The sequence below is a fragment of the Thiohalocapsa marina genome, from assembly GCF_008632335.1.
Taxonomy (GTDB): Bacteria; Pseudomonadota; Gammaproteobacteria; order Chromatiales; family Chromatiaceae; genus Thiohalocapsa; species Thiohalocapsa marina.
This window is the reverse complement of record NZ_VWXX01000017.1, coordinates 28,970-51,940: the sequence shown is the minus strand read 5'-3', so window position 1 is coordinate 51,940 and position 22,971 is coordinate 28,970. Positions and strand designations below refer to the sequence as shown.

Genomic DNA, 22,971 nt, shown 5'->3' with positions numbered 1-22,971 from the left:
CGAGACACCCCGGCGTCATTCCAGCGTCGCTGCCAGCGGCCGGTATTGCAGCCCGTATAGCAGTTGCAGATAGCGCCGGGTCTGCGCCCGGTCCAGGTCGGTGACGTGGCGCCAGAAACCATAGATGCGCGCCAGGGTCATCAGGCGCCGGGCATGGTGGCGCCAGGTGTATTGCGCCTCGATCCGCGCCAGCCCGGCGGTAGAGAGCTGCGTCCAGTGACTGCTGTCTTCGGCGCAGTGCTGCAGCACCTCGGCCATGCGCCGGGCCGCCTTGGCCCCGTGGTTGGGGTCGATGTGGTAGCCGGAGACGCCGTCCTGGATGATCTCCAGCGGGCCGCCGTAGCAGGTGGCGAAGCAGGGCAGACCGCAGCTCATGGCCTCGATGACGGTGAGGCCGAAGGCCTCGAACAGGGCCGGCTGCACGAAGGCGCCACGGCCGTCGGCGATGCAGCGATACAGTTCCCCGGTCAGGGGCTTGTCCAGATGCATGCCGATCCACCGCACCTGGGTGTCCAGCCCGTGCCGATCGAACAGCCGGTGCATTTCGGTGATCTGTTCCCGCTCCTCGTCGTCGGCGGAGGCCTCGGCATCCACATGGCCGGCCACCACCACCAGGTCCGCCTGCTCGCGCAGCGCGGCGCACTGGCCGTACCAGTCCAGCAGGCCGCTGATGTTCTTGATGCGGTCCAGCCGCGCCATGGTGAACAGCAGCGGCCTGTCGCGTCGCGCCAGCACGCCGCGGATCTGGCCGGGGCGCGCGTCGCCGTACAGCAGGTCGTCGATGTCCGGCTGCAGGTGAGACAGCCGGCGCTCCTGCTCGCTGAACGGAAAATAGACGTCGGCATTCGCACCGGGTGAGACGATGTTGAACTTGGGGTCGTAGACATCGATGCCGGCGGTGACCCGATACAGTCCCGGCAGGGTGAAGTGGGTGTAGCTCTCGTACTGGCCGACGCTGTGGTCGGTGCCGGCGATCTCCTGGTAGGTGCTGGTGACGATGAAGTCGGCCGCGTTCATGGCAATGAGGTCTGCCGTGAACTGCACCGAGAAGTGGTAGCGCTGCTCGTTGTCGCCCCAGTAGAGGTCGGAGAACAGGTACTTGGGCTTTTCCAGCGCGTGGGCGATGTTGCACTGGCTGACACCGAGCCGGTCTGCCATCAGCGACGCCAACAGGTTGCCGTCGGAATAGTTGCCGATGATCAGGTCCGGGCGTCCGCCCAGTTCCGCCAGCAGTTCGCGCTCGGCATCCAGGGCGAAGCGTTCCAGGTAGGGCCAGACCCGAAAGCGCGAGATCCAGGGCCGCAGTTCCTCGCCGCTGCTGGTACGGAAGGGCACCCGCAGAATGGCCGCGTTTCGGGTGCCGGCGATGGGCTCCAGGCGCTGGTTGCACAGGCTGCCCTCGGCCTCCGGGATCAGGCGCGTCAGCACCAGCACTCGCGGCTCGATGTCGATGCCCTGCTCCTGCAGGCGCTGGCGCATCTCCTGCTCCAGCGCCCGCACCTGGTCCAGGATGTAGACCACCTGACCGCCGGTGTCCGGCCGCCCGAGCACATTGGACTGGCCGAACCAGCCGTGCGGGGACAGGATGGCGATGGAGAAGATCATGGGCACGCGGCCGAGGAAGTCCTCCAGCGCCTGGGGCGAGGGTGCCTCCAGGATGTCCAGCAGCAGGCCCATGGTGTCGCGGATGCGGGCCGCCTCCTTGCCCCAGCCGGGCTCGAAGCCGTGGTTGCGCAGTTCGGCTGCCAGTTCCGCCCAGGGGGTTTGCGCCGGTCGTCGGCGCAGCGGGATCAGCGCCTGGCGCAGGGCATTGCGCAGGTCGCCCAGGGTGCTGATGCTGCCGTCGAGCATCAGTTGCTGGTCGCGGCAGCGATGCATGCGCAGGAAGCGCAGCAGCGGTTCGGCGCCCTTGCCGATGTCCGCGAACAGCCGGCTGGACAGGCTGCGGTTGAGGAATTCGCCGCCGCGGCCGATGGAGCCCTCTTCGCGCAGCCTGTCGCGTTCCCGGTCGAAGGGGGTCATGTCGACCTCGAGCATGAACGGGTCTTCCGGGCGGCCGGTAGCCAGATGCTCCTTGAAGCCGAGGAAGGCCGCCGCGCTCACCCAATGCAGGTCCAGGGTGTCCAGGTGCAGGCGCAGATAGTCCCAGCAGGCGATGCGTCGGCGCAGTGCAAGATAGATCCAGGTGTCATCGATGACCGCCTCCTGGCACTGCCGCAGGGTGCGGGTCAGCGGGCTGGCGTCCAGCGCCGGCTCCTCTGCCAGCAGCCGGGCCACCGCATCCTGCAGGTCGCTCTGCAGCAGGAACGCCCGGCGCAGGCCGAGGATGCGGTGCAGGATGCGGTGGGTCACCCCCGGCTCGGCGCGCATGGAGTCGCGCAGGGCGGCGATCAGCTGCGTCAGTTCGCGGTCCGGGCCAGACCCGTCACCGATACCGGTGCCGACACCCGACCGAGGATCTGGCGCGTCGTGGTCAATTGCCATCAGTCTTCGGCTCGACGCCGAGGCGTCGGGTATCGGCGATGCCCTTCATCGGGGTCTGTCATGGCCCGTCAGCGCAGGCCCCAGGCGCGTGCGAAGCGGTGGTAGAACGCGGCATCGCTGACCGTGGCCCCCCGCTGGCCGACCATGGCCGAGGCGAAGGCCTGGGCGCGCTCCAGGGTCTGTTGCAGGGGCCAGTCCTGCAACAGCCCCAGGATGAGCACCGAGGCAAAACCATCGCCGGCGCCGACGGCGTCCACCACGTCCACGCGCTCTGCCGGTGCCACCCGCAGGCAGCTACCATCCGCCCGTACGGCCAGGGCACCGGCGGCGCCCAGGGTCGCGAACACCAGTTCCAGGCCGTGCTGTCGCAGCAGGGCGCGGGCCTGTTGCAGCACCGGATCCTGGGCGTTTTCCTGTGCCTCAGGCGAGCCCTCCGGCCGTCCGGACTCCGGCCGATCGGGGGGCGGTGCCAGTATGGCCAGCTCGTCGGCATTGAGCTTGACCCAGCGGGCCGCAGCAAGCAGCCCATGCACCTGGTCTGCGCCCCACCAGGGGTCGCGCAGGTTCACATCCAGAAACACCGCCGGCCGCATGCGCCGGCGCAGTGCCCCGAGGGCATCGACGGATGCCGGCGCCCGCAGGGCCAGGGTGCCGTGATAGAGCAGGCCCTGGGCCGGCAGGTCGTCGGGCAGGGCGTCGGCGTCGATGCAGTCGTAGGCGCGTCCGGGCACGATGTCATAGCAGGGCTCGCCGTCGGCCAGGGTCACCTGGACGGTGCCGGTGGCATGTGCCGGATCGCGTTGCAGGCCGCGGGTGGCCATGCCGTGCGCGGCCATGGCATCCGCGATCCGGTCGCCCAGGGCGTCACGGCCGACCCGGCTGATGAACAGCGGGTCGGCGGCGAATGCGCTGAGGTGCCAGGCGACGTTGAATGGCGCGCCCCCGAGCACCTCGGCGCCGTCGGGGAAGCAGTCGAACAGCGCCTCGCCGAAGATGACGGGCGGCCTGGAAGGATCGAAGGTCATGGCGGCGGCCTGTGCTGACGTGGATTGCCGGGCCAGACTACTCGGAATAGCCGCCGCCGTAGCCGGCGCTGCGGGCATAGAAGCCGATCTGGCCGGACGGCACCACGGTGACGCCACCGGGCGTGACGGTGTAGAGCTTGCTGTCGGCCTCGGCGTCGTAGCCGATGACAGTGCCCGGCTCGATGATGTTGTGCCGATCGATGATCACCTTGCGCAGGCGGGCGCCCTTGCAGACACGGACATAGTCCATGACGATGCAGTCCTCCAGCACCACGTCCTCTTCGATGACCGCCTCGCGGCGGATGATGGAGTTGCTGATCCGGCTGTTGTCGTGAATGATCGTCGCCGCCCCCAGCAGCGTGTTGCGCAACTGGCCGCCGAGCACCCGGGCCACTGGCCCCTGGTAGTTGCTGGAGTAGATCGGCCATTCCGGATTGAAGGCGTCGAACACCGGCTCCGCCCCCAGCACATCCTTGTGGGTATTGAAATAGGCATCGATGTTGCCTACATCCCGCCAATACACCTGGCTTTCGTAGGGCTTGATGCCAGGGATCTGGTTACTGGCGAAGTCGTAAGCGAACAGGCGGTGGCCGCTGGCCAGCAGCCGCGGCAGCACATGCTGGCCGAAGTCGGTCTCGCCGGCCTGCTGGGCCGCCTGCAAGGCCTCCATCAGCACCCGGGCGCTGAACACGTAGTTGCCCATGGAGGCATAGGCGCTGGACGGATCATCCGCCAGCGGCGTGGGGTTGGCGGGCTTCTCCTGGAAGGCCTCGATCCGCCCGTCGGCATCGGCTGCGATGACGCCGAAGCTGCGGGCGTCCTCGATGGGCACCGGCAGTGCGGCGATGCTGACGTCTGCCTCCCGCTCCTTGTGGAAGTCCAGCATCTGGCGGATGTCCATGCGGTAGATGTGATCGGCGCCGAACACCACCACGTAATCCGGGGCGTGTTCCTCGATCAGATTGATGTTCTGATGCACCGCGTCCGCCGTGCCCTGGAACCAGGACTGGCCGGCACGCATCTGCGGCGGCACCACGGTGACGAACTGGTCGTTCAGCAGCGGCGAGATGGTCCAGGCCTTGCGTACATGCTCGATCAGCGACTGCGACTTGTACTGCACCAGCAGGTAGATGGTGCGGATCTGCGAGTTGACCAGGTTGCTGAGCACGAAGTCGACGATGCGATAGCGGGAACCGAACGGCACCGAGGGCTTGGAGCGGGCCGCCGTCAGCGGCTGTAGCCGTGAGCCTTGGCCGCCGGCCATGACGAATGCAATAACTCTGTCGGGCATGAGGTCCTCCGGGCGCCGGACTGCGGACGCCGCTGTCGAATGGTCTAGCTGTCGAACCGAAACTGCTGGATGTTCACGGATGGAGCGTCACGAACGGGTCGTCCGATTTGGTCGTCCGAACTGTTCGTCAGAACTGGTCGTCCGAATTGATCGTCCGAATTGATCGTCCTAAGTTGGTCTTCCGAACGGACCGAAACGCGCTGCGCGTGTTTCCTGCCTCTGGCGCGGTCGGAATCCGGGAGCCGTCGGCCTATGATAAACCGGCGGCAGCGTCTCGTGCTGGACTCCGTGACGGTACTGTCGGTGGTTCGCCACCGCCCGGACCGGTAAACTGTCAGCCATCCGCCGGCGGAGGCCGGCACAGCCCGAATCGCGCGACCGACCTGCGCGCAGCAACGCAAGTGTACGCCCGCGCGGGGCACCGAATGCGACATCGCACTGACATCTTCATTCTGGGGTATCCACCATGCACAAGGGCTTCGACGTGCCGCGCCGGCCGACGGTGCTGATCATTCTCGACGGGTTCGGCGCCAACCCCGGCAAGGCAAACAATGCCATTGCCATCGCCGAGACGCCGAATTTCGACCGCCTGTTCGGACAGAACCCGCATACCGTGCTGCAGGCCTCCGCGCGCGCCGTCGGGCTGCCGGACGGACAGATGGGCAACTCCGAGGTCGGCCACATGACCCTGGGCTCAGGCTGCATCGTGCGCCAGGACCTGGTTCTGATCGATGACGCCATTGCCGACGGCAGTTTCTTTGTCAACGAGACGCTGATCAAGGCGGCGCGCCAGGCCGCGGAGCAGGGCCGGCCGCTGCACCTGATGGGGCTGGTGTCGGACGGCGGCGTGCACAGTCATCTGCGCCACCTGCTGGCGCTGATCGATCTCGCCGGGCGCAACGGCGCGCGCCCGGTGGTGCACATGATCACCGACGGCCGCGACACGGCGCCACGCTCCGCCATCACCTATCTGGAAGCGGTGAACAAGGCCCTGGAGGCCGTCGGCGGCCGCATCGCCACGGTCTCGGGTCGCTACTACGCCATGGACCGGGATCACCGCTGGGAGCGGACCCGGCAGGCGTTCGATGCCCTGGTGCATGCCGCCGGGCGTCGCGCCGGCAGCGCCCGCGAGGCCATCGAGCAGGCCTATGCCGCCGGCGAGGACGACGAGTTCATCGTGCCGACGGTGATCCACGGCGGCGAGCCGATCCGCGACGACGATGCGGTGGTGTTCTTCAACTTTCGCAAGGACCGGCCGCGGCAGACGGTGTCGGCGCTGTTCCAGCCGGCATTCGACGCCTTCGACCGGGGCGGGTTCCGCGCCGCCCGGGTCACCTGCATGATGGAATACGACCACAGCTACGGGCTGCCCGTCGCGTTCGATCACGAGATGCCGCCGCTGACCCTGGGCCAGGTCCTGAGCGACGCGGGCCTGGCGCAGTTCCACTGTGCCGAGACCGAGAAATACGCCCATGTCACCTTCTTCTTCAACGGCGGCCGCAGCGACCCCTATCCCGGCGAGGAGCGGCGGCTGATCCCGTCGCCCAAGGTGGCCACCTATGACCTGCAGCCCGAGATGAGCGCCGCGGCGGTGGCCGATGCAGTGATCGAGGCCATCGAGAGCCAGAGCTACGCCTTCATCGTGGTCAACTTTGCCAACGGCGACATGGTGGGCCACACCGCGGTGCGCGAGGCCGTCATCGAGGCGGTGCGCACACTCGATCGCGAGGCCGGGCGCGTCATCGACAGCGCCGTGGCCCACGGCTACTCGGTGCTGCTGACGGCGGATCACGGCAACTGCGACGAGATGATCGACCCGGTCTCCGGCGAGCCGCACACGCGCCACACGGTCTATCCCGTACCCTGTCTGGTGGTGGACGAGACCCCATGGGCCCTGTCCATCGGCCGCGGCATCGAGGATATCGCCCCCACTGTGCTGCACCTGATGGGCCTGCCCAAGCCCGAGGGCATGCACGGCCAGTCGCTGCTGCTGGAGCCCCTGGAATGACGGGCCGTCCTGCGCATCGTTGGTCGGGTCGGATGCCGCACACCTGGGCCCGTCGCCGCTGATGCAGTCGTACCTGGACCTGCTGCGCGACGTCGTCGACAACGGCTGCGACAAGGACGACCGCACCGGCGTCGGCACCCGCTCTGTGTTTGGTCGGCAGATCCGCTTCGACCTGGCGGACGGTTTCCCGCTGCTGACCACCAAGCGCATTCATACCAGAAGCGTGGTGGCGGAGCTGCTGTGGTTCCTGTCCGGTAGCACCGACAACCGCTGGCTGAATGCCCTCGGCGTGACCATCTGGGACGAATGGGCCGCTGCAGACGGCGATCTCGGGCCGATCTACGGTGCCCAGTGGCGTCGCTGGCGCTCGCCGGACGGGGGCGTGATCGACCAGATCGCCGAGGTGGTGGAGGCCGTCCGCACGGACCCCGACTCGCGTCGGCTGCTGGTGTCGGCCTGGAATCCGGCGGACCTGCCGCAGCCCGCGCTGTCGCCGGCAGATAACGCCGCTGCCGGGCGCATGGCGCTGGCGCCCTGCCATTGCCTGTTCCAGTTCTATGTGCAGCAAGGGCGCCTGTCGTGCCAGCTCTACCAGCGCAGCGCCGACCTCTTTCTGGGCGTGCCGTTCAACATCGCCAGCTATGCGCTGCTGACGCACATGGTGGCGCAGCAGACCGATCTGGCCGTGGGCGAGTTCGTGCATACCTTCGGTGACCTGCACCTGTACCGCAACCATCTGACGGACGCCATCGTGTTCGAGCAACTGCGCAGGGAGCCCCGGCCGCTGCCACGGCTGGCCATCGCCCGGCGACCGGGGAGCCTGTTCGACTACCGGCCTGAGGATTTCGACTTCGTCGGCTATCAGCCGCACCCGGGCATTCGCGCCCCCATTGCCGTCTGAGTCTCGCCGGCCTTCCGCCCACTTTAGCCCTCACTCAAAGTTCCAGGAGTCAAGCGTTTGACCGAAGCCCTGATCCAAGCCCTGTTCGACTATGGCCTGTTCCTGGCGAAAGCCCTCACCCTCGTCTTCGCCCTCGGGCTGCTCGGCCTGCTGCTGATGCGACTTCGGCTGCGCGTCGGCGACCTGGGACAGAACGACGACGGTGAACTGCTGGTGCAGAACCTGACCCATCGCTTCGCCGACATGGCCGACGAGATCAAGCGCAACACGCTGCCACCAAAGGCCTTCAAGCAGGCCATGAAGCAGGAGCGCAAGCAGGAGAAGCAGCGCGCAAAGGCGGTGGCGCGCGACCGTCGCCGAGTGTTCGTGATCGATTTTCATGGCGACATCATGGCCACGGAGGTGGCTGGCCTGCGCGAGGTGGTGTCGGCCTTGCTGATGGAGGCCGATGCCGAGGACGAGGTGCTGGTCCGGCTGGACAACGCCGGTGGCGCCGTGCACGAGCACGGCCTGGCAGCGTCGCAGTTGCTGCGCATTCGCGAGCACGGGCTGTCGCTGACGGTGGCGGTGGACAAGGTGGCCGCCAGTGGCGGCTATCTGATGGCCTGTGTCGCCAACCGTATCGTCGCTGCCCCCTTTGCCGTGGTGGGCTCGATCGGCGTGCTGGCGGAGATGCCCAACTTCCATCGCTGGCTGGAGCGCAACGGCGTCGATTTCGAACTGCACACCGCTGGCGAGTACAAGCGCACCCTGACCCTGTTTGGCGAGAATACCGACGAGGGTCGGGCAAAACTACGCGAGCAGCTGGAGGAGACCCATCAGCTGTTCAAGTCCTTCATTCAGACCTATCGGCCGGACCTGGACCTGGCGCGGGTGGCCACCGGTGAATACTGGCACGGCGAGCAGGCTCTGGCCCTGGGTCTAGTGGACGCGCTGAAGACCAGCGACGACTATCTGCTGGCTGCGCGCGCCGATGCGGACCTGTACCGGCTGAGCTACAAGGCCCACAAGCGGCCGCTAGATCGCCTGCTCGGCGCCATCCGTCTGGGGATGTCTGCGCTGGCCAGCCGCCTGCCGCTGGCAGTCTCGCGGGGGGTCGGATGATGGCGGCCCGCAGCGGATCCTGTTCCCGGGGCCGGACGGCCGTCCCGGCAGTGGTGCTGTCGGCACTGCTGCTGGGCACGGCGGTTGCGACCGCGGCGGATGCGCCGCCGGGGCTGCAGCCGGACGGGCAGCAGACCGGGCAGCCGGAAGCGGCCAGCATTCAGCCATCCGGCACGCCATCGTCCGCCGGCCCGCCGTCGCGCGCTGAACAGGCTGCTGATCGGATAGCCTCTGAACCGGCTTCCTTTGATCCGGCAGGCTTGGATCTGGTATCAGGCGACTGGCCCCAGGCGGTGCTGGAGCGCCTGGATGCCCAGACGGTGTTGTTGCAGCAGCTGCAGGTCCAGCTCGATGCCCTGTCCGATGCGGACGGGTTGCCGCAAGGGTCGCCGGATGCCGACGTTGCCGAAGACAAGCTGGCGGAACTCGGCGCCCGGCTGCAGCAGCAGCAACAGGCCGCATCGGAGGCCCAGTTGCGGGCGGAAAAGGCGGAAAAGCGCGCGGCAGGCCTGGAAGAGGCACAGGCGCGGATGGTGACCGAGAACGAACGTCTGGCGCTGGAACTGGCCACGGCCAAGACGCGGCTGGCCGAGGCCCTGCAGCGGGTGGTGGAATTGAACGCGCGGCTGGCCACCAGCGAGGCCCGGGCTGCCGCGGGAACGGCGGGGAGCGGGCGCCAGACAGTGGCGGAACCCACGCCATCCTCGACTGCAGTGGCTGGCGCGCAGGCCGCCGGCTCAGCGAGTCCCGCGGAGCCGGGTGCGGCTTACCCCAAGGTCACGGATCGCCAAGGCGCAGAGCCGGACGGCGAGGGGGCCATGACGGATCAGGTTCCGGATCAGGGTGCTGCCCAGAGAGCTGCTCAGGATTCAGCCATGATTCCGGTGCCGGTCATCTATGAGGTGCTGGCCGACGACACGCTGTCGCGCATCAGCGCCAAGGTCTATGGCGATGCCAACGCCTGGCGGCGGATCTTCGAGGCCAACCGGGATCTGCTCGACAGCCCCGACGACCTTTCCCTGGGGATGAAACTGGTCATTCCCTGAGGAGACGCTGGTTTATTGGCCTCACTAATCCGAGCCAGGCCAAAAAAATAGCACGCGATTCGAAAACGTGGTTTCCGAATCGCTGTATTGTCAGTGGCTTGCGCCACTAAAAAAGGCGAGGCATCCTGCGCCGCAAGGGCCATGCTGAATCGGTCAGCATGTCCCTGACGGGCTGTTGCCCGGCGTCATCAACCGGTGCTGGCCAACCGGTGCTCGAAGTGGCTGACCAGCCGCGATCGCAGCGTCTTCTCCTTGTGTTTGGCCGCAGCGGCCAGGCGCTTGTCGGCAACGCCGATGAGCGTCTCCTGAGCACCCTTGGCGGTTTCGTCGGCGGGCATGCGCTGCACATAGCTGCCGTCGGGCTGCATGTCCCAGGCGGAGCGCTGGTCGGCCAGTTGCACGTCCAGGATCAGGCGCAGTTCCTGGCGCAGTTCCGCATTCTCGACCGGTGCATGGACCTCGACCCGGCTCTCGAGATTACGGCGCATCATGTCCGCCGAGCCGATGTAGTATTCCTCGTCGCCGCCGTTGCGGAAGTACAGGATCCGCGCATGCTCCAGGAAGCGGCCGACGATGCTGACCACGCGCGCGCCCTCGGACAGGCCCGGGATACCGGGACGGAAGCGGCAGGTGTCGCGCACCAGCAGATCCACCTTCACCCCGGCGCGGCTGGCGCGGTAGAGGGCGCGGGTGATGTCCGGGTCCTCCAGTGCGTTCATCTTCATCTGGATGTGGCCGCCGCCTTCTTCGTGATGGATCTCGATCTCGCGTTCGATCTTGCCCAGGATGCCCCGCTTCAGCGTGTAGGGCGCGGTCAGGATCTTGCGGTAGCTCGGCGGCGGTGAATAGCCAGTGAGGTAATTGAACAGCTCCGTCAGGTCCTGGCCGATGTCTTCGTCGCAGCCGAGCATGCCGAGATCGGTGTAGAGCTTGGCGGTGCCGCCGTGGTAGTTGCCGGTGCCGATGTGGTAGTAGCGGCGCAGCTGGGCGTAGTCGCGGCGCACCACGAAGATCAGCTTGCTGTGGGTCTTGAGCCCCAGCACGCCGTAGGTCACGTGGATGCCTTCGGCCTCCAGGCGCCTTGCCCAGCCGATGTTGGCCGCCTCGTCGAAGCGGGCCTTCAGTTCCACCAGCACCGCCACCTGCTTGCCGTTCTGGGCGGCCTTGATCAGGGCGTCGAGTATGGCGCCGCCGGAGGTACGGTACAGCGTCATCTTGATGGCCAGCACCTTGGGGTCCTTGGCGGCGGTGGCGAGGAAGCGCTCGACGGTGGTGGCGAAGGACTCGTAGGGGTGCTGCAGCAGCAGCGGGCCGTTTTCGCGGATGATGTGGAAGATATTGCGCCGGTCGTTGCCCAGCAACGGGTGGTCGCCGGGGCGATGGGGCTTGTCGTGCAGGTCCGGAAAATCCAGCCCGGCCAGCTCGAACAGGTCGCGCTTGGCCATCATGCCGGTGACCTCGTCGACGTCCTCGACCTCGTTCAGGCCGAGTTCGGCGGCGAGCATGCCGCGGTGCACCGGGATCATGCCGGCCTGCACCTCCAGGCGCACGATGGGCGCAAAATGGCGCTCCCGCAGTTCGGTCTCGATCAGCTCAAGCAGGTCGTTGGCGGCCTCTTCCTCGGGCTCGACGATGGCGTTGCGGGTGACCCGGAACAGGGCGCAGCTGTCGATCTCCATGCCGGGGAACAGCATGTCCAGGTTGTTGATGATGAGGTCATCGAGGGTGACGAAGGTGTTGACGTCATCCACCTGGATCAGGCGCCGGGACACATCCTTGCTCACCGGCACCTTGACGCGGGCCTTGTAGGTCTCGCCGCCGCCGGGGTAGCGCAGGGTCACCAGCAGGTTGAGCGCGAGGTTGGAGATGAACGGGAACGGATGCGCCGGGTCCATCGCCAGCGGCGTGATCATCGGGAAGATGTTGGTGCGGAAGTGTTCCCGCAGCCGGCCGCGGGCGTCCTCGGCCAGGGCGTCGATGCGCACCAGCCGGATGTCGTGCTCCTCCAGCGCGTGCATCAGTTCGTCGTAGATGCGCTCCTGTTCCTGCTGCATCTCGGCCAGCACGACGCGGCATTCCGCTACCTGCTGCGCCGGGGTGCGGCCGTCGACAGTCAGGGTGTGCACGCCGGCGGCAATCTGCTGCTTGAGTCCGCCGATGCGCTTCATGAAGAATTCGTCCAGGTTGTTGCTGACGATGGCCAGGAACTTGACCCGCTCCAGCAGCGGATTGCGCGGATCGGCGGCCTCGTGCAGCACGCGCTGGTTGAACGACAGCCAGGTGAGTTCACGGTTCAGGTAGAGGGAGGGATCATCCAGATCGATTTCCGGCGCCGGGGGCGTTATCGTGCCCTTGGCGGCGGCTAGCAGCCGCTGCGGTTCAGCCTGGTCTTCCAGGGCCGACAGGTTGTTGTCATTCATCCGGACTCCCCCTTGCACGCTTGATTGCCGATCTGATGTTCTGCCCTATCTCACAACCCACTATCCTAGCAAGGCGAAGGGCGGATTGCGCCACGGGAATTTGCGCATGACCCAAGATACCCGCGACACCCTGTATGCCGGCCTGGACGCGCCCGCAGACGGCTTCGTCTTCGATGCCCGCGTGGCACGCGTGTTTGCCGACATGTTGCGACGCTCGGTGCCCGGCGCCACGGAACTGGTCCGCCTGACCGGCCTGGTCGCGGCCCATGTTGCGACGACCCAGCTGAAGAGCCAGCCGCAGAGCCAGCCGCCGATCCGGTCGCGGATGGAGTCGCCGATCCAGTCTCCGATCCGGCCGTTGCGGGTCTACGACCTGGGCTGTTCGCTGGGGGCGAGCAGCGCCAGCATCCTGGCCCATCTGCCGCCGGGTGCCCCGGTGCACATCATCGCGGTGGACAATGCACCGGCCATGATCGACGGCCTGCGCGAGCGCCTGGGCGATGCCGTGGCCGACGGCCGCGTGCAGCCCCGCTGCTGCGATGTGCTCGAGCTGCCCATCGCCGGCGCGCATGTGGTCGTGCTCAACCTGACGCTGCAGTTCCTGCCCCGGGCGCAGCGCCTGGCGCTGTTGCGGCGCATCCGCCGGGGGCTGGAGCCCGGCGGCGTGCTGATTCTTGCGGAGAAGGTCGTCTGGCCGGACCAGGCCACCGATGCGGTGATGGCGGCGCTGCATGCACGGTTCAAGCGCACCCAGGGCTACAGCGCGCTGGAGGTCAGCCGCAAGCGCGCGGCACTGGAACGGGTGCTGGTGCCGGACGACCGTGAGACCCACGAAGACCGACTGCGCGCCGCCGGCTTTCAGCGGGTGGTGCCGTTCTTTCAATGCCTGAACTTCGTCGGCTGGCTGGCCTGGGCCTGACGGCGGCATGCTCGAGCAGCTTTTCGCGCCCTTTTTCCAGCGCCTGGACGCGACCCGGCTCGCCCCCTGGCGCCCGTGGCTGCAACGGTTGACGCGCGAGCGGCTGTCGCCCGGGGCGCACGGGGATCTTGCGCACTGGATCGCCGCCCTCGAGGCCCTGCCGTGGATCGCGCCGGCAGAGGTCGTGCTGGATCGGGCCTGTGTTGGTGTCGGCATATGCGGGACGGGCAAACCCGCGCTCGATGCGGCGGCGCGTGCGCGTCTGGCGCAACGGCTGGACGCCTTCCACCCCTGGCGCAAGGGGCCGTTCTGCCTGCACGGCGTGCACATCGACAGCGAATGGCGCTCGGACTGGAAATGGACCAGGCTGCAGCGGGCCATTGCGCCCCTGCACGGGCGCCTGGTGCTGGACCTGGGCTGCGGCAACGGCTACTACGCCTACCGCGCCCTCGGCGCCGGTGCGGCGCTGGTGCTGGGTGTCGATCCCACGTTGCGTTTCGTGCTGCAGTTTCTCGCCCTGGACCATTTCATCCGCGATGCGCGGGTCGCGGTACTGCCGCTTGCGGATACGGACCTGTTCGGCGCCCCGCCGCTCGTCACGGATCAGGTCACCGATCTGGTCAGGGGCAGGGCTGACCGAGCGGCTGTCGGTCCGGGGGCGCCGATCGGGGGGTTCGACACGGTGTTCTCCATGGGTGTGCTCTATCACCGGCGCGATGCCGCCCAGCACCTGGCGGGTCTGCGCCGGCTGTTGCGGCCGGGCGGCGAACTCGTGCTGGAGACCCTGATCCTGGATGCCCCGGGCGACGGGCTGTTTCGGCCGCCGGGCCGCTATGCGAAGATGCGCAATGTGCATGCCATCCCCACCCTGAACCGTCTGACCGGATGGTTGTCAGAGACTGGGCTGCGTCGGGTCCGGTGTGTCGATGTCACCCGCACCACCGGCGAGGAGCAGCGCGCGACGGCCTGGATGCGCTTTCAGTCCCTGGCGGATTTTCTCGATCCCGCGGATGCGTGCCGGACCGTCGAGGGTCATCCTGCCCCGACGCGGGCGATCCTGCTGGCGGAGCGCTGACGGTTGTCGTTGTCTGCTGGGGCGTCGTGCACGACACTGGCGGATCGATACCTGAGAAGACGCTGATTGATGGGCATCCCTGATCCGATCCCGGTCAACAATCAGCACGCGATTCGAAAACGCGGTTGCCGAATCGCTGCATGTTCAGCGGCCTGCGCCGCTAAAAATGGCGGGGCCTCCTGCCCCGCGCGGACATAACGACTTTCTCCACGAGTTAAGGTGTACTGCGTGCGCGTTGCGTTCAAGATTCTGCTTCCGGTCCTGATGATCGCCGTTGCCGTCGGCGTGTTTCGCGTGCTCAAGTCCACCCGGCCAGAGCAGGAGCCGCCGGCGGTACAGGAGCGCGTCTGGCGTGTGGCCGTGATGGCCGCCGAGCCCCGGCGTCTGTCCCCCGAGCTGGAGCTGTATGGCCGGGTCGAGACACCGGACCTGCTCAAGGCCACGGCGGCGGCCAATGCCTTCGTTGCCGAGGTGGCCGTGCGCGAGGGCGATCGGGTCGACGCCGGCCAGGTGCTGGTGCGGCTGGACCCGCGGGACTTCCTGCCGCGCATCGCCCAGGTGGAGGCGGAGGTGGAGGATCTGCAGGCCCAGATCGCCAGCGAGCAGCATCGCCAGGAGGCCGACCGGCGCGCGCTGGAGCAGGAGCAGGTGCTGCTGCAGATCGCCCGGGACGCGGTGGCGCGGCAGCAGCGGCTGAAGACACAGAATGTCGGCGCCGAGCAGGCCCTGGACGAGGCGGAGCAGGCCGAGGCCTTGCAGGCACTGGCGGTGAGCAACCGCGAGATGGACATGGCGGACCATCCGAGCCGCCTGCGGGCGCTGGAGGCGCGCCTGAGCAGTGCCCGGGCGCGGCTGGATGCACTGCGGCTGGAATATGAGCGCAGTACGGTGCGCGCGCCCTACGACGGCATCGTCACCGGCGTGGCGGTCACCGTCGGCGATCAGGTGAGCCAGGGGGCGGTGCTGGCGCGGATGTTCGCGCTGGACAGCCTGCAGGTGCGCGCCCGCATCCCGGCGCCCTACCAGGGCGAGCTCATCCGCGGCGGCGCAGAGAACGGGGGTCTGCAGGCCGTTGCCAGCGTTGGCGACGAGAGCCTGCGGCTGGAACTGGACCGTCTGGCCGGCGAGGCGGACCCCAGCGGCGTGGACGGGCTGTTCCGGGTCCTGGATGGCGCCGACACCCTGCGCCTGGGCCAGATCCTGTCCCTGCGGCTGAAACGCCCGGCCCGGGAGGATGCGGTGGCGGTGCCCTTCGGCGCCGTCTATGGCGGTGACCGACTGTACAAGCTGCAGCAGGGCCGGCTGCAGGGGGTGAATGTGGAGACCCTGGGCAGCCGCATCGGTGCCGATGGCCGGGAGCAGTTGCTGGTGCGCGCCGAGGCATTGCAGGCGGGCGACCCGCTGGTCGTCACCCATCTGCCGAACGCCATGGACGGGCTGCGCGTGGAGCCGGTCGATGCACCGGCGCCGCTTGAGGCGTCTCGCCCATGAGTGCGCACCAGGATCCGCCCCGGAGTTCACCCGTTACCCCGCCGATGAAGCACCGCAGTGACCTGATCGGGTTCTTTGCCCATCACAAGGTCGCCGCCAATCTGCTGATGGCGATGCTGCTGCTGAGCGGCCTGTTCGCGCTGGACCGGCTCAATGTGCAGTTCTTTCCCACCTTCGAGCTGGATGTGGTGCAGGTGCGCGTGGTCTGGTCCGGGGCCAGCGCCGAGGACATCGAGGAGGGCATCACCGAGCCGCTGGAGCAGCGGCTGCGCACCGCTGACAATCTGAGCAAGATGACCTCCACGTCGAGCCAGGGCATCTCCGCCATCACACTGGAGTTCGACGAGGGCACGGACGCGCTGCTGGCACTGGATCAGGTGCGCCGGTTCGTCGACGAGTTCCGCAACCTGCCGCAGGATGCGGAGAAGCCGGAGGTCTCGCTGCTCACGCGCTACGAGCAGGTGGCACGGCTGCTCATCACCGGGCTGGACGACCCGGCGGAGATGCGGCGCCTGGCCCGTCGCTTCGAGACCGAACTGCTGGATCGCGGCATCGACAAGGTGGACATCAACGGTCTGCCCGACGAAGAGATCGCCATCGAGGTGGACACCGAGCAGCTGGAGCAGCTGGACCTCGGGTTGCTGGACATCGGTCAGCGGGTAGGGGACTTCAGCCGCGATCTGCCCGCCGGCTCCATCGGCCGTGGCGAGGCCACCCGCGAACTGCGCAGCCTGGACAAGCGCCGCGATGCGCTGGAGTTCGCCGACCTGCCGGTGCGCACCGACGACGCCCTGCGCGTCAACCTCGGCGACATCGCCGAGATCGAACGCGTGGCCAGCGACAACGGCGTGCGCCTGAGCGCCGACGGCCGGCCGGCGGTGGAGATGGTGCTGCGCCGCGCGGAGACCGGCAACACCCTGGATGCCGCCCGGGTCCTGGAGCAATGGCTGGCAGACACCCGGCCGACGCTGCCGGCGGGCATCGAACTGACCCTCTACGACGCCTCCTGGGAACTGGTGCGCGACCGCATCATGCTGCTGGTGGGCAACGGCCTGGGCGGCCTGATCCTGGTGGTGCTGATCCTGTACCTGTTCCTCACCGGACGGGTCGCCTTCTGGGTCGCCTGGGGCATCCCGGTGTCCTTTGCCACCACCCTGTTCATCCTCTACCTCACCGGCGGCAGCATCAACATGATGACGCTGTTCGCGCTGATCATGGCCCTTGGCATCATCGTCGACGATGCCATCGTCGTCGGCGAGGATGCCATGGCCCACTACCAGATGGGCGAGGATCCGCTGCGGGCGGCGGAGGGCGGGGCCCGGCGCATGCTGGCGCCGGTGATCGCCTCGTCGCTGACCACCATCGCCGCCTTCCTGCCGCTGATGCTGGTGGGCGGGCGCGTCGGCAATATCCTGGTGGCCATCCCGCTGGTGATCATCTGTGCCATCCTGGCCTCGGTGGTGGAGAGCTTCCTGGTCTTGCCCGGGCACCTGCGCAACGCCTTCGTGCACTCGCACAAGGTCCGGCCGAACTCCCTGCGGGCACGGCTGGATGGCGGTTTCAATCGCTTTCGCGACCAGTTGTTCCGCCCCTTTGCCGCCGCCGCCATCCACAACCGTTTCGTCACCCTGGCGGCGGCCCTGGCCCTGCTCATCGTCGGTATCGGACTCATCGCCGGGGGACGGCTCAGTTTCGTCTTCTTCCCGACGCCGGAGTCGCAGATCATCAACGCCAATGTCACCTTCGTCGCCGGCACCCCGCGGACGACGGTGGACCGGTTCCTGGATCATCTGGAGGCCACGCTGCAGGAGACCGAGGAGGCCCTGGACCAGGGCCAGCTGGTGAACGTCGTGGTGGCCTTCCATGGCTCCAAGAGCGGCGGCAGCGGCACGGCGTCGGACCAGTTCGGCTCGCTGCAGCTGGAAATGACGCCGCCGGATGCCCGCTCGGTGCGCAATCACCAGTTCATCGAGGCCTGGCGCGAGCGCATCCACATGCCCGCCGGGCTGGAGACCCTGAGCATCACCTCGCGGCGCGTGGGGCCGCCGGGGCGCGACCTGACCATCCGCCTCACCGGCCGCGATGCCGAGCGGCTCAAGCTGGCGGCCACGGACCTGGCGGAGACCCTGTCGGGCATCGACGGCGTGCTCGAGGTGGAAGACGACATGGCCTACGGCCGGGAGCAGCTGATCTACACCCTGACGCCGGCGGGCGAGGCCCTGGGGCTTACCGTGGCGAACCTGGGCAGCCAGTTGCGGGCCGCCTTCGACGGCCAGCTGGTGCAGATCTTCCAGGACGGCCCCGATGAGGTGGAGGTGCGGGTGCGCCTGCCACGCGCCGAGCGCGACTCCCTGGGCAGCCTGTACCGGCTCAACGTGCGCCTGCCGGACGGCAGCTCGGTGCCCCTGACCGCGGTGGCGCGGTGGGATTCGCGCCGTGGCTTCGAAGTGCTGCGCCATGCCGACGGTCGGCTGGCGGTGGAGGTGACCGCGGATGTGGACACCGCGGTGAACAACGCCGACCGGATCATCGCGGCGCTGGAAGCGGGGCCACTGGAACGGCTGCGCAGCGACTACGGCATCGAGTCGTCCTTCGAGGGCCGCTCCGCCGACCAGCGCGACACCCTGTCGGACATGCGCAAGGGGCTGCTGCTGGGGCTGGTGCTGATCTACCTCATCCTGGCCTGGGTGTTCGCGTCTTACGGCTGGCCCTTCGTGGTCATGGCGGTGATCCCGTTCGGGCTCACCGGGGCGCTGTTCGGCCACTGGCTGACGGGCATCGATTTGACCATCCTGTCGCTGTTCGGCATGTTCGGGCTGTCCGGCATCGTCGTCAACGACTCCATCATCCTGGTGTCCTTCTACAAGCAGCTGCGCGAGAGCGGCCTGGCGGTGCAGGATGCCCTGATCGAGGCCTCCTGCCAGCGCCTGCGGGCGGTGCTGCTGACCTCCCTGACCACTGTCGCCGGCCTGATGCCGCTGCTGTTCGAGAAGTCCTACCAGGCGCAGTTCCTGATCCCGATGGCCACCTCCATCGCCTTCGGCCTCGCCTTCGCCACCGTGCTGGTGCTGCTGGTCATTCCGGCGCTGCTGTCGCTGCACGAGAGCGCCCACGACGGCCTGCGGCGGCTGTTCGGCCGGCGAGCGGCTGGATCCGGAGACGGTGGGGCGGCGGAGCTGGTTCCTGAGCCGGTACCGGAAGCGGCGCCGGGGGAACGCTAATCGGCCGTTGCCTCGGCCTTCGGGGAGACGCTGATTTATTGGCCTCCCTGATCCGATCCAGGCCAAAAATCAGCACGCGGGGCTTCCTGCCCCGCACGGGGAGCGCCGAATAAATCAGCGCTTCCTCAGGTAGCTGGCCAGTACCGACAACAGCTGCCGGGCGGAGATGGGCTTGCTGAGATGGGTGTTCATCCCGGCGGCCCGGGATCGGGCGACATCCTCCGGGAAGGCGTTGGCGGTCAGGGCGACGATGGGCACGTCCGGGTGGGTGCGCCGGATGCGCCGTGTTGCCTCGTAGCCGTCCATCACCGGCATCTGCACGTCCATCAGGATCAGGTCGAAGTCCGATGCCTGGGCCTTCTCCACCGCCTGCTGGCCGTTCTCGGCGGTCTCTATGGCCAGCCCGCTGCCCTGCAGGAAACCGATGACGATCTCGCGGTTGATGGGCGTGTCCTCCACCAGCAGCAGCCGACGGCCGGCGCAGTCCGCCGGCAGGATGTCGCCGGCCAGGGACGCGGGCGGCTGCACATCCGCCTCGGGTGTGGCCTGACGTGCATCGGCTGTTGAGCACGCCATGGCGTCGATCTCGAAGCTGAAGCAACTGCCCTCGCCGGCGACGCTGGCAACCTCGATGCTGCCGCCCATCAGTTCCACCAAGTGCTGGCTGATGGCCAGCCCCAGGCCGGTGCCGCCATAGCGCCGCGTGATGCTGGCATCCGCCTGGGAAAACGCCTCGAACAGCCGCGCCTGCTCCTCGGCGCTCATGCCGATGCCGGTATCGTGGATCTCGAAACGCAAGCGGTTGGGTCCGGAGCCGGCTGGGCGCACGCGCAGACGCACCTCGCCGGCGCTGGTGAACTTGACGGCGTTGCCCAGCAGATTGGTCAGCACCTGGGTGATGCGCAGGCCGTCGCCGAGGAACTCCGGACCCAGCGACGCCGGGCAGTCCACCACCAGCGCAAGCCCTTTCTCCTGCGCCGCCACATCCAGCAACTGGACCACGTTCTCGATCAGACGGTGCAGATCGAAGGGCGCCCGGTCGATGCGCAGTTTGCCCGCCTCGATCTTGGACAGATCCAGGATGTCGTTGAGGATGCCCAGCAGGGAGTTGCCGGAGGTCAGGATCTTCTGCACATAGGCGTGCTGTTCCGGATTCAGCCCGCTGCCCAGGGCCAGCTGTGCCATGCCGATGATGCCGGTCATGGGCGTGCGGATCTCGTGGCTCATGTTGGCCAGAAAGGCGCTCTTGGCCTGGCTGGCGACACGTAGGGAGTGAGTGAGCTGGCTCACCTTGTGGCTGCGCGCGTTGACGATGTCCACCAGGGCATTGAGCTCCCGCAGGCTGGAACCGGCCAGATCGGGCATGGCCCGATCTGGATCGACATCCGGATCGACGTCAGGTGCGATGTCCGTGCTGGCGTCAACGCCGGCGCCCGGCTCCAGGGGGCGCGCCCGGGGTGATCGGGGCGATTGCACCAGCGGGGCCATCACCCTGCGGAACTGTCCCTCCAGCAGCCCGCCGATGAGTTCGCTGGCCAGGGCGCCGAATAGCAGCAGCAGGGCGAGCAGGTTCAGCGAGGCGACCATGTGGTCATTGATGGCGGTGATGAACTCGCGGGCGGGCTTGACTACCCGAACCTGTGGCGCGGGCGCGCGGGCGACGGGCCGACCCTGTATCGCCGGCTCGCCGGCGGCGGGCGGCAGCGTGAATTCGTACACCCAGTACCCGCCGAGGGACAGTTCCAGCATCGCGCCCTGGACCCGCTTCACATGCAGTTCCAGCCCCGGTATGCCGGTGGGGCTGGGCACACGGGGGACATAGCCCCTGGCCAGTCGGCCGAACAGGGCCGGATCGGAGCTGAACACCGGGCCGTTCCCCCGGCGCACCTCGAAGTCCATGGAATGGCCGTTGCCGGAGAACACCGACAGGGTCTTTTCCGGGCCGTTGCGCGCCAGGGTGGCGACAGCGGTGCCGATCTCATCCATCTCGGTGCGCAGGGCTTCCAGCATGGCCGTGTTGAGCCGGCTGGAGAGGCCGTCGATGATCAGGATGCCGGGCAGCACCATGGACATCAGCACCAGGCCGAAGCCCGCGCCGCGAATGGCGATACCCCGGGGCGCTTGCTCCGCTGCCTGTTCCGGCAGGCGCGCCAGCCGGGGCTCCGGCAGCGGCCCTGGCAGCGGCTCCGGACCGGCGGCGAGCCCGGCCCTGCCCGCGGTGTCGGACCGGCACGTGTCCCACAGCCGGCTCAGCAGGTAGAGCATGAAGCCGAGCAGGGCGTTGAGGACGCCGTTGACCCCCTGCTTGGTGGCGACAAACCAGGCATTGGCGGGATCCGCGCCGAGAAAGGCCACGTAGAGCAGGGTCTCGAAGGCACAGCCGAACAGCACCCAGTACCCCAGGTCCGCCAGCACGACGCGGCCGTTGTCCCGTCGACCGGCACCGCCGTTGAAATGGTCCAGGAACAGCTTCAGCCAGATCAGCTCCAAGGCGATGTTGAGCGCCGCCCAGGGATGTCCCCACAGCTGCCAGGTCACCAGCGCGGCGCCAATGCCCACCGGCAGGCCCCACCAGCCCAGGCGCAGCAGCGCAAAGACCGCCAGGCTGCCGCCCAGCAGCAGCTGGATGTCGAAGAAGATGGTGATAGGCAGCAGATTCAGACCCACCGCCAGCAGCGTCAGGCCGACGGCCTGCGCCAGGGCAATGCCATGGCGGCCGCGCAGTGGGCCGGGCATCAGGCCACCTCGGGCGCCCAGAGCCCGTTCTGATGGATGCGCAGGAAGGCGGCGACCACCTCGGGGTCAAATTTCACGCCGGCGCCGCGCTGGATCTCCTCGATGGCGACCTCCACCCCCAGTGCCCTGCGGTAGGGCCGCGTGGTGGACATGGATTCCACCACGTCCGCCACGGCCAGGATGCGCGCCTGCAGCAGGATGTCGTCGCCGCGCAGGCCCTTGGGATAGCCGGAGCCGTCCAGGCGTTCGTGGTGCTGGCCGACGATTTCGGCGATGGGCCAGGGGAAATTGATGTTCTTCAGGATCTCGTAGCCCACCTGGGCATGGGTCTTGATGAAGCCGTATTCGAATTCGTCCAGCCGGCCCGGCTTGGCCAGGATCTCCGCCGGAATCCGGATCTTGCCCACATCGTGCACCACGCCGGCGAGTTGCAGGCCCTCCAGCTCAAACTCTGACAGGGCCAGCTCCTTGCCGATGAGTACCGCCAGCGTGGCGACCCGTTGCTGATGGCCCGAGGTGTAGGGGTCGCGCCGCTCCACCGTCGATGCGAGGGCGGTGACGGATTCGATCAGCGTGTTGTGCAGTCGCCGAAAATGGTCCGCCTCCTTGCGCAGCAGTTTCTCCCGCTCGGCGCCGAGCTTGCGCTCGTGCTCCAGCAACGCCGCGGACTTGCGCTCCACCTCCGCCTGCAACTGACTGTTGAGCAGGGTCAGCTGGTCCTGGGTCGACTGCAACAGCCGGTTCTGCTCCATGGCGTTGCAGTAGGTCGACAGCAGCAGGTCCAGGATCTGCTGGGCGCCGGCGCGCACCTCGAACGCCTCGTCGCCGATCCAGGCCGTGAGATCCAGCGCCGGCCCGGCGGCCCGCGGCGCGCTGCGGTCCAGTGCCGAGCGCACCCGGCCCCGCAGGGCGTCCCGGTCGTAGGGCTTGGTCAGATAGGTGTCGGCGCCGGCGTTCAGGCCACGCAGGATGTCGCGCACATCGCTCATGGCGGTTAGCAGGATCACCGGGGTCTGGCACAGAGCCGCATCGTCGCGGATCGCGCGACAGAGCGCGAAGCCGTCCATCACCGGCATGGTGATGTCGCTGATGATCAGGTCCGGGCGCTCGGCGCGGGCCATCTGCAGACCCTCGCGGCCATCGTGGGCCAGGGTGACCTGATGGCCGTCGTCGACCAGGATGCGACGCAGCATCTCGGCCTGGATGCTGCTGTCCTCCACCACCAGGACATATGCCCCGTCTTGGTTCAT

At 67.9% G+C, this 22,971-nt stretch carries 14 protein-coding genes; 8 read left to right on the top strand and 6 right to left on the bottom strand.

All coding sequences use genetic code 11. From position 1 onward, the window contains the following. Window positions 1-15 precede the first annotated feature (15 nt). The 3 genes from F2Q65_RS11690 to F2Q65_RS11680 all read right to left on the bottom strand — a co-directional run bounded on the left by F2Q65_RS11690 (window position 16) and on the right by F2Q65_RS11680 (window position 4,800). Entirely contained in the window at window positions 16-2,484 is a 2,469-nt protein-coding gene (locus F2Q65_RS11690; protein WP_150093577.1) for a sucrose synthase, read from the bottom strand. Between the two features lie 68 nt (window positions 2,485-2,552). Further along, on the bottom strand, window positions 2,553-3,509 hold the full coding sequence (locus F2Q65_RS11685) for a PfkB family carbohydrate kinase (RefSeq protein ID WP_150093575.1): 957 nt from the start codon (window positions 3,507-3,509) through the stop codon (window positions 2,553-2,555). A 37-nt stretch (window positions 3,510-3,546) separates the two neighbouring features. After that, window positions 3,547-4,800 carry a glucose-1-phosphate adenylyltransferase gene (locus F2Q65_RS11680; protein ID WP_150093573.1) on the bottom strand — a complete coding sequence of 418 codons (1,254 nt, stop codon included), beginning with the start codon at window positions 4,798-4,800 and terminating at the stop codon, window positions 3,547-3,549. A gap of 466 nt (window positions 4,801-5,266) precedes the next feature. On the opposite strand from F2Q65_RS11680, the gene gpmI reads away from it, so the two are divergent. From gpmI to F2Q65_RS19690, 4 genes are all read left to right on the top strand, one after another. Continuing rightward, window positions 5,267-6,808: a 2,3-bisphosphoglycerate-independent phosphoglycerate mutase gene (gene gpmI / locus F2Q65_RS11675; protein WP_150093571.1), complete on the top strand. Its 1,542-nt coding sequence runs from the start codon at window positions 5,267-5,269 to the stop codon at window positions 6,806-6,808. 61 nt (window positions 6,809-6,869) lie between these two features. Then, window positions 6,870-7,709 carry a thymidylate synthase gene (locus F2Q65_RS11670; protein ID WP_150093569.1) on the top strand — a complete coding sequence of 280 codons (840 nt, stop codon included), beginning with the start codon at window positions 6,870-6,872 and terminating at the stop codon, window positions 7,707-7,709. Between the two features lie 57 nt (window positions 7,710-7,766). Beyond that, on the top strand, window positions 7,767-8,813 hold the full coding sequence (sohB, locus tag F2Q65_RS11665; protein WP_246156166.1) for a protease SohB: 1,047 nt from the start codon (window positions 7,767-7,769) through the stop codon (window positions 8,811-8,813). Between the two features lie 260 nt (window positions 8,814-9,073). Continuing rightward, window positions 9,074-9,859 (top strand): LysM peptidoglycan-binding domain-containing protein, encoded by a 786-nt coding sequence (locus F2Q65_RS19690; RefSeq protein WP_211354023.1) that lies wholly within the window; start codon window positions 9,074-9,076, stop codon window positions 9,857-9,859. Between the two features lie 188 nt (window positions 9,860-10,047). On the opposite strand, the gene ppk1 is transcribed toward F2Q65_RS19690, so the two are convergent. Continuing rightward, window positions 10,048-12,279, bottom strand: a complete 2,232-nt coding sequence (gene ppk1 / locus F2Q65_RS11655) for a polyphosphate kinase 1 (protein ID WP_150093567.1) — start codon at window positions 12,277-12,279, stop codon at window positions 10,048-10,050. A 106-nt stretch (window positions 12,280-12,385) separates the two neighbouring features. Between ppk1 and F2Q65_RS11650 the strand changes: the two genes are divergently transcribed. From F2Q65_RS11650 to F2Q65_RS11635, 4 genes are all read left to right on the top strand, one after another. Next, on the top strand, window positions 12,386-13,198 hold the full coding sequence (locus F2Q65_RS11650; RefSeq protein WP_150093565.1) for a methyltransferase domain-containing protein: 813 nt from the start codon (window positions 12,386-12,388) through the stop codon (window positions 13,196-13,198). 7 nt (window positions 13,199-13,205) lie between these two features. Beyond that, on the top strand, window positions 13,206-14,273 hold the full coding sequence (locus F2Q65_RS11645) for a DUF1698 domain-containing protein (protein ID WP_150093563.1): 1,068 nt from the start codon (window positions 13,206-13,208) through the stop codon (window positions 14,271-14,273). A gap of 228 nt (window positions 14,274-14,501) precedes the next feature. Continuing rightward, window positions 14,502-15,764: an efflux RND transporter periplasmic adaptor subunit gene (locus F2Q65_RS11640; RefSeq protein WP_150093561.1), complete on the top strand. Its 1,263-nt coding sequence runs from the start codon at window positions 14,502-14,504 to the stop codon at window positions 15,762-15,764. Between the two features lie 44 nt (window positions 15,765-15,808). Next, window positions 15,809-18,985 (top strand): efflux RND transporter permease subunit, encoded by a 3,177-nt coding sequence (locus F2Q65_RS11635; RefSeq protein ID WP_150093559.1) that lies wholly within the window; start codon window positions 15,809-15,811, stop codon window positions 18,983-18,985. 114 nt (window positions 18,986-19,099) lie between these two features. Here the strand turns inward: F2Q65_RS11635 and F2Q65_RS11630 are convergent, their stop codons facing one another. Together F2Q65_RS11630 and F2Q65_RS11625 are read right to left on the bottom strand one after the other, a co-directional pair. Then, entirely contained in the window at window positions 19,100-21,721 is a 2,622-nt protein-coding gene (locus tag F2Q65_RS11630) for an ATP-binding protein (RefSeq protein WP_150093557.1), read from the bottom strand. Next, window positions 21,721-22,971 carry an HD domain-containing phosphohydrolase gene (locus F2Q65_RS11625; protein ID WP_150093555.1) on the bottom strand — a complete coding sequence of 417 codons (1,251 nt, stop codon included), beginning with the start codon at window positions 22,969-22,971 and terminating at the stop codon, window positions 21,721-21,723. The genes F2Q65_RS11630 and F2Q65_RS11625 overlap by 1 nt, the downstream gene beginning before the upstream one ends.

Bases quoted from the DNA above. Each gene is read 5' to 3' on its own strand.
- F2Q65_RS11690 (WP_150093577.1), bottom strand. From the start codon at position 2,484: ATGGCAATTGACCACGACGCGCCAGATCCTCGGTCGGGTGTCGGCACC.
- F2Q65_RS11685 (WP_150093575.1), bottom strand. From the start codon at position 3,509: ATGACCTTCGATCCTTCCAGGCCGCCCGTCATCTTCGGCGAGGCGCTG.
- F2Q65_RS11680 (WP_150093573.1), bottom strand. From the start codon at position 4,800: ATGCCCGACAGAGTTATTGCATTCGTCATGGCCGGCGGCCAAGGCTCA.
- gpmI (WP_150093571.1), top strand. From the start codon at position 5,267: ATGCACAAGGGCTTCGACGTGCCGCGCCGGCCGACGGTGCTGATCATT.
- F2Q65_RS11670 (WP_150093569.1), top strand. From the start codon at position 6,870: ATGCAGTCGTACCTGGACCTGCTGCGCGACGTCGTCGACAACGGCTGC.
- ppk1 (WP_150093567.1), bottom strand. From the start codon at position 12,279: ATGAATGACAACAACCTGTCGGCCCTGGAAGACCAGGCTGAACCGCAG.
- F2Q65_RS11650 (WP_150093565.1), top strand. From the start codon at position 12,386: ATGACCCAAGATACCCGCGACACCCTGTATGCCGGCCTGGACGCGCCC.
- F2Q65_RS11645 (WP_150093563.1), top strand. From the start codon at position 13,206: ATGCTCGAGCAGCTTTTCGCGCCCTTTTTCCAGCGCCTGGACGCGACC.
- F2Q65_RS11635 (WP_150093559.1), top strand. From the start codon at position 15,809: ATGAAGCACCGCAGTGACCTGATCGGGTTCTTTGCCCATCACAAGGTC.
- F2Q65_RS11630 (WP_150093557.1), bottom strand. From the start codon at position 21,721: ATGCCCGGCCCACTGCGCGGCCGCCATGGCATTGCCCTGGCGCAGGCC.
- F2Q65_RS11625 (WP_150093555.1), bottom strand. From the start codon at position 22,971: ATGAACCAAGACGGGGCATATGTCCTGGTGGTGGAGGACAGCAGCATC.